The sequence below is a fragment of the Enterobacter cloacae complex sp.6700776 genome, assembly GCF_048284255.1.
GTDB lineage: Bacteria > Pseudomonadota > Gammaproteobacteria > Enterobacterales > Enterobacteriaceae > Enterobacter > Enterobacter intestinihominis.
The window spans coordinates 1-267 of sequence record NZ_JBLVYK010000299.1; the positions used below are offsets into that span (position 1 = coordinate 1).

Genomic DNA, 267 nt, shown 5'->3' on the forward strand with positions numbered 1-267 from the left:
TATATAGTTCTCCTTTATCCCATTGATTTAAAGGTTTTTCGCTATATTCATAAAACGAATCAAGGAAAAAAGATTTTTCTTTAAAGAAATATAAACCTGTACTGCATAAGTTGGAGATTGCTTTCTTTTCCGCGGTTTCAATTATCTCATTTGACGTGGCGGATTTAGGTTTTGCAAAAGACCAGTTTTCCCCTTTCCCTATGAATACTTCAAGATAACCATCGCAGTCAGTAGAAATATCTGGATATAAAAAATTAAAACGAAAGG

The 267-nt window shown here is 32.6% G+C and carries 1 pseudogene; it reads right to left on the reverse strand.

Annotated elements, in window-relative coordinates:
* Positions 1-267 (reverse strand): annotated as a pseudogene (locus ACNQ0T_RS24340) (capsular biosynthesis protein); the annotation flags it as partial.